At 54.6% G+C, this 6,398-nt stretch carries 3 protein-coding genes and 1 pseudogene; 1 reads left to right on the top strand and 3 read right to left on the bottom strand.

Annotated elements, in window-relative coordinates; genetic code table 11:
- Positions 1-301, top strand: a 301-nt coding sequence (locus T518_RS10835) for a transposase (protein ID WP_036378861.1), incomplete at its 5' end; no start/stop codon positions are given.
- Positions 302-602: 301 nt separating this feature from the next.
- Here T518_RS10835 and T518_RS10830 read toward each other — a convergent pair.
- The 3 genes and pseudogenes from T518_RS10830 to hsdR all read right to left on the bottom strand — a co-directional run bounded on the left by T518_RS10830 (position 603) and on the right by hsdR (position 5,839).
- A complete protein-coding gene (locus tag T518_RS10830) occupies positions 603-2,042 on the bottom strand; it encodes a restriction endonuclease subunit S (RefSeq protein ID WP_051652324.1) in 1,440 nt (479 codons plus the stop codon).
- Entirely contained in the window at positions 2,039-3,511 is a 1,473-nt protein-coding gene (locus T518_RS10825; RefSeq protein WP_036378858.1) for a class I SAM-dependent DNA methyltransferase, read from the bottom strand. Before T518_RS10825 ends, T518_RS10830 begins: the two co-directional genes overlap by 4 nt.
- A gap of 6 nt (positions 3,512-3,517) precedes the next feature.
- Positions 3,518-5,839, bottom strand: a pseudogene (hsdR, locus tag T518_RS12410) (EcoAI/FtnUII family type I restriction enzme subunit R).
- Between the last annotated feature and the right edge of the window lie 559 nt (positions 5,840-6,398).

Raw genomic sequence — 6,398 nt, 5'->3', positions numbered from 1 at the left:
CCGCAGGATGAAGCTGAACAAGGCAGCCGACAAGCTGCTGGATGGCATTGCTGAGACCTTGACGTACATGGACTTTCCGGAAGAACACTGGAAGAAAATCCGTACCAACAACACCATAGAACGCCTCAACCGGGAGATTCGTCGCCGGACGCGCGTCATTGGCACCTTCCCTGATGGAGAGAGTGCGTTGATGCTCGTCTGCGCCAGATTACGTCATGTCGTGAGTTCCCAATGGGGCGCAAAAAAATATATGGACATGAAGCATCTATATGGATGTGATGCCGAGACCATCCTTGACTAATTGCAACGAGGATGCGGTTCATGATTTTGCGAAAGAATATTGACAGTACCTCTAGTATTGCTTCCGATTGATAGTTTAGGTGATGTTTCTCCAATCAAATTGCAATAAGCATCACATCAATAAAAAGTAATCAACATATTCACAGTTTTTGATTTGCACGATAGATTTACAATCTAAGTGCAATAGATCCTAGGCAACCAAATTAAAAATTCACCACTGAAAAGTGCTATCGTTATATCCTTTCCGATAGCGCTTTTTGTTTGGGTACTTACTATTATGATTGTTGCAGATACGAAGACAGTCATGGATTAGCAGTGAGATGTTGGCAGAGCGGCAGGAGTTCTTCGAGCTTGGCGACGATGCGGTGCTGCTCGGCAAGTGGAGGGATAGCAATAAGGATACTATTCATTCTTGCCTGATTCATTTTAGGTTGAGCTGTTCCTGTAACATAAGCAGCTAAATTAATTGCATTCATGTAAAATGTCATGTATTTCATATCGATTCCATTTGGAAAGTCAATCACATGCGCATGATTATTGACCCAATATTTACCACGAGCAATAAAAGCAATTGGCTTTGTCCTAGCTAACAAATTTGCTCCATCTTCACCAATAAGCATCAATGGTCTGTCAAAAAGATATTGATCAACTTTATCTATGATGCCAGAGGCTCCGTAATAGTCATAGATTTTATCTAATTTTCTTCGTTGCGTTACAGACAATGGTATGCGTTCACTATCCATGTTAATGCTGATATCACCAAATCTAGCCCACTCCCAGCTGTCGGGGATATCGAAGGGCTTTTCGTCGTCGGTGATGGCGGGCAGTGGCTTGGTTTTCTTGATTTTCTTTTCTTTGATGAGCTGCGCTTTCTCGGCGCGAATCTTGACGAGTAGGTCTTTGGCCGTGCCTTCTTCCTTGCGCTGCGGCACGAGTTTGCCTTCGATGGCGTACTGGAGCAGGCTCTTTTTCATGGCGTCGGGGAAGCGCTGCTCGATGGTGCGGAGCTTGGTCTGGGCTTTGTCGTAGGCGTCGATATCGGGCTGGAGTTCCGCTACCCTGTCAAGGATGCGCTGTGATTCAGCTAATGGCGGCATGGGGATCGGCATGATTGAAAAATCTTCAAAGCGTAAGCTGTCGACTGTCGTAACTTGTTTGCGAAACTGCTTTAAAATATACGGCGACAAACCTTTCAGACACAAAAAAAGATACATTGAGAGTCTTTCATCATAAATCTGAAAGGCTTTTATGTCCTGGTTGATTGTTCCCGGAGCCTTGAGCAATGATACCGGGAATAGTCGCTTCAGTATGCCACTTCGTACAACCATCAATAGTGTTCCTACTGGATATAGCTGTAACCCCTTAGCAGCTTCTTCTGAAATCAATATCTGCGACTTGCTAAGATAGTCCGACTTGATATCTTTCGAGGTGAACCAATTGACTATTCCATTTTCCCAATTGGACGGAACTTGTTTCGATGGTGTTTTTCCACTGCTGAATTGGCCTAAATCCTTCAGCCTCACCCACTCCCAGCTATCGGGGATATCAAATGGCTTTTCCGCGTCCGTTATCTCTGGCAGTGGCTTGCTCTTCTTGATTTTCTTTTCTTTGATGAGCCGTGCTTTTTCGGAGCGGATTTCGGCCAAGAGCTCTTTCGCCGTGCCCTCTTCCTTGAGCTGTGGCACGAGTTTGCCTTCGATGGCGCGCTGGAGGATGCTGCTTTTTAGGTCTTGTGCGTTCATGCGTTTTCCTCCAGTTTGGCGGTGATGCGGGCGAGGATTTTGTCGATATCGTCGTTGAGGGATTTGCGCTGTTCCTGATACTTCTGGATGAGCTCCATGGGCTCGAGGATCTCTTCTTCTTCGTGCGGGAAACCGCAGAGGTCGAGGTTGTAGCCGCCTGCGGCGATCTCGTCGGCGGTGTAGCACTTGGCCTTGGGAAAGTCGCCCTCGAGGATTTCCTGACGGTCGTCCCACCAGGCTTTGACGGGGTCGAAGTGCTCGAGGCGCATGGGCTTTGTCTTGCTGAAGTGCTTGTAGCCCTCGGGCATGTCGAGGCGATAGAACCATGTCTTCTCGGTCGGGTGGGTGCGGTCGAAGAAGAGGATGTTCGTCGTGATGCTCGTGTAGGGCGCGAAGACGCTGCCGGGCAGTCTTATGATAGTGTGCAGGTCGCACTCGGCCATGAGCTTCTTCTTGATGTTGACTTTCGTATTGTCGGTGCCGAAGAGGAAGCCGTCGGGCAGGACGACAGCCGCGCGGCCATTCGCTTTGAGGCGGTAGAGGATAACGCTCATGAAGAGGTCGGCCGTCTCGCTGTCTGCGAGGTCGTCGGGGAAGTGGCTCATGACGTCTTTCTTCTCGCTGCCGCCGTACGGCGGATTCATGAGGATTTTGTCGAATTTGTCGCACTCCGTGTAGTCGAGGACGTCGTGGAGCAGGCTGTTGCCGTGGTCGATGTTGGGGTTGTCGATGCCGTGCAGCAAGAGGTTCGTGATGGCGAGCATGTAAGGGAACTGCTTCTTCTCGATACCGTAGACGGAGTCGTTCCAGAGTGCCTGGTCGTCCGGCGTCCTGATCTGCTTCTCGAGCTCGCGCAGCCAGCTGACGAGGAAGCCGCCGGTGCCGCAGGCGAAATCGGCCATCTGCTCGCCGAGATGCGGCTCGATGCGGTCGGCCATGAAGTCGGTGACGGCGCGCGGCGTGTAGAATTCACCGGCGCGGCCTGCCGACTGGAGTTCCTTGAGGATCGTCTCGTAGATGTCGCCGAGGGCGTGCATATCGTCGTAGCTCTCGAGGTCGATGGCGTCGATGACGTTGATGACCTGGCGCAGCAGCACGCCGTCCTTCATGTACTGGTTCGTCTCCTCGAACATCGTCTTGACAATGCGCTTCTTCTTGGGCATGTCAGGGGTAATCGGGAGATTCTTGAGTGTGCTGAAGAGCTCCGTGACGAAGTCCAAGAGCTCTTCGCCCGTGCGGGCCGTGCCGCTGCCGTCGTCGTGGGCCCAGTTCCGCCAGCGGTAGGGCTCGGGGATGATGGATTGGTAGTCATCTTCATCCATTTCCCAGTCCTCTTCCTTGGCGTCGTAGACCTTGAGGAAGAGCGCCCAGATAATCTGCTCGATGCGCTGGGCGTCGCCGTTGATGCCGGGGTCGTTGCGCATGATGTCCTGAAGCCTTTTGACGAGTCCGCCTAGATTTGTTGCCATGTTGTGTTAACCTGCCTTGTATAGTTCTTGTTCGAGGGCGCGCACGGCTTCTTCATAGCCTTTCTTGCCGTTGAAGAGCTTGCCGATGCGCCCCGGGGTGCCGAATTTCTGGAAGTCTTTCATGCGCAGCACGTCCGCCTTCTCGATGTTCTTGATGCCGAGGTCCTTGTAGCTCTCGAGCAGTGTCTCGAGGACCTCGCGCGCTGCACCGCTGTAGCGGCTCAAGAAGTCGCGGCGCTTGACGCCCTCGGCGCGCTCGCGGCGCGTCAGGGGCTTCTGGTCGTAGGCGACGTGGCAGATGAAGTCGAAGTCGTCGACGTCGTCCATCTTCATCGCCTGCTTGAGCTTGTCGAGGTCGACGCCGCGCTTCGCGAGCACATCGGCGATGGCCTGCTTCTTCTCGGCGGCGTTCCACTCGTGGATGAAGGCATGGAGGTCGCCGAACTGGCCGAGGATGTTCTCCTTGGTGTAGTCGATGATGTTCTCCTGCTTCAGGAGCTTGCCGCCTGCGTCGTAGACGGCAATCGTCTCCTGCACGGTGTAGACCTTGCAGCCGTCGGCGCGCACAAAGGGCTTGGGCGCAGGGTCGCCGCCACCACCGCCACCGCCGGGGCCGTCGCCAGTCGGCTTGCCGTCTCCTCCCTCGCCCGACTCAAAGCCCGGGTCCTCGATGATGGGGCCGTCCCAGTCGGGGTCGGCGAAGAGTCGCGTGACGCCGCGGAAGTCCATGATGACGAAGCTGCGCTTGCCCTCATCGTAGCGCAGGCGCGTGCCGCGGCCGATGATCTGCTTGAACATCGTCATCGAGGTGATGTTCTCGTCGAGCGCGATGAGCCGCACCATCTTGCAGTCGACACCGGTCGAGAGCAGCTGCGACGTCGTTGCGATGACGGGCGTCGGCGAGGCGACGGAGATGAAGTAGTCGAGCTGGCTCTTGCCGTAGGGGTCGCTGCCCGTGATGCGCACGACGTAGTTCGGATACTTCTGCATCATGTCGTTGTTCTGCTGGGCCAGGGCATGGCGCATGCGCTCGGCGGCGGCCTCGTCGGCGCAGAAGACGATGGTCTTGGCCATGCGGTCGGTGTGGCGCAGGTAGTAGGTGATGCGCGCAGCGACTTCGCGGATGCGGTCTTCGAGGACGATATTGTAGTCGTAGTCGGTGTTATTGTAGATGCGGTCCTCGATTTCCTTGCCGAAGAAGTCGAGCTGGCCCTTGCACGGACACCAGCCATTGCCGATGTTCGTCTGCACGTTGATGACGCGGAACGGCGCGAGGAAGCCGTCGTCGATGCCCTGCCGCAGACTGTAGGTGTAGACGGGATCACCGAAGTAATCGATGTTCGAGACGTAGGCCGTCTCTTTCGGCGTGGCCGTCATGCCGATCTGGACAGCCGCGTTGAAGTAGTCGAGGATCTTGCGCCACCGACTGTCGGCCTTGGCCGAGCCGCGGTGACACTCGTCGACGACGATGAGGTCGAAGAAGTCAGGCCGGAAAAGTTAGCGGAAGCGCTCCTCGTCGTTCTCGCCGAAGAGCTGCTGGTAGAGCGAGAAGTAGACCTCGTACGATGTGATCGTCGTGCGGTCGTCGGCCGCGTAGTTGACCTTGTGGATGACGCTGGCGAGCGGCCGGAAATCCTGCTGGATGGACTGGTCGACGAGGATGTTGCGGTCAGCCAGGTAGAGGATCTTCTTCCCGAGGCCCGCCTTGCGCAGCCGGTAGATGATCTGGAAGGCCGTGTACGTCTTGCCCGTGCCCGTCGCCATGACGAGCAACAGGCGGGTCTTCCCGCGGGCAATCGCATCGAGCGTACGGTCGACGGCGACTTGCTGATAGTAGCGCGGCGCAAACGTGTCCTCCGACACATAGAAGGGCTGCTCGAGGACCTTGACCTGCGCATCCGTCAGATGGCCCTCTTCCTTGAGGAGCGCGATGAGCTCCGCCGGACTCGGGAACGCGTCGAGCGGCAGCTCGCGCTCGACACCCGTCAGATAGTCGAACTCTGTAAAAGCGTCGCCGTTCGAACTGTAGGCGAATTTGACGTCCATCATCTCGGCATACGCCTTGGCCTGCTGCAGGCCGTAAGAGACAGTGTGCTTGTTGTCTTTCGCCTCGACGATCGCCAGCGGATGGCCCGACTGCGTGTAGAGTACATAGTCGGCAAACTTCGGCCGCTCGCGCACCTCCAGATTCCCCCGGATATTGACCCGCCCCGCCGTGATCGGCAGCTCCATGCGGATGTCCGACGGATTCCAGACCCGCTCCAGCGCCGGCGTGATGTAGCGATGCTTGATATCCTCCTCCGACAAGAGAGACTTGTCCGTTTCCATATGATCACCACCAAACCATTCGTAATGTCTTAGATTTATTATAGCATCATTTGTGGAACAGCTGTAGTAGTCGGACACATCTTGATCCGTCGGACTGTCCCAAATCGCGACTGAGTCACAAGACAGATTTGACCCGCTGTGGTAGAATACAATCCAGGAGAGCTTTCATTGCTAGCGATGAAAACGAAAGGAAGCCCCGGTTGAGCAGAACCGGGGCTTCTTTTGGTGTTGAGAAAAATTTTCGCATATGCTCTTGATATTCATTATCAGTTATGCTATATTATCTATAGGCTTTCGTTAGCACCTCGATATGAGGCGCAAAGCTCTCCTAAGATATAATACACAGCAAAGATACCGGCGTACTGCTCATGCGCCGGTATCTTTGTGTCTATGTGGCTTTTACTTGTCACCGGATTGGGCATTGGCTTATAATAATAAGTGAGAAAAACGATTCAAGAGGGGGCATGCCAATGGACAAGACGAATCGAACGGATGCGCTGAAGGCCTGGGAGGATCTGACCATCGCGGACAATTTCATCTTCCAGAAGGTCATGCGCAA

It is taken from the genome of Mitsuokella jalaludinii DSM 13811 (genome assembly GCF_000702905.1).
Taxonomy (GTDB): domain Bacteria; phylum Bacillota; class Negativicutes; order Selenomonadales; family Selenomonadaceae; genus Mitsuokella; species Mitsuokella jalaludinii.
Note: the sequence above shows the minus strand (reverse complement) of the source record. Positions and strands in the feature narration are given on the sequence as shown.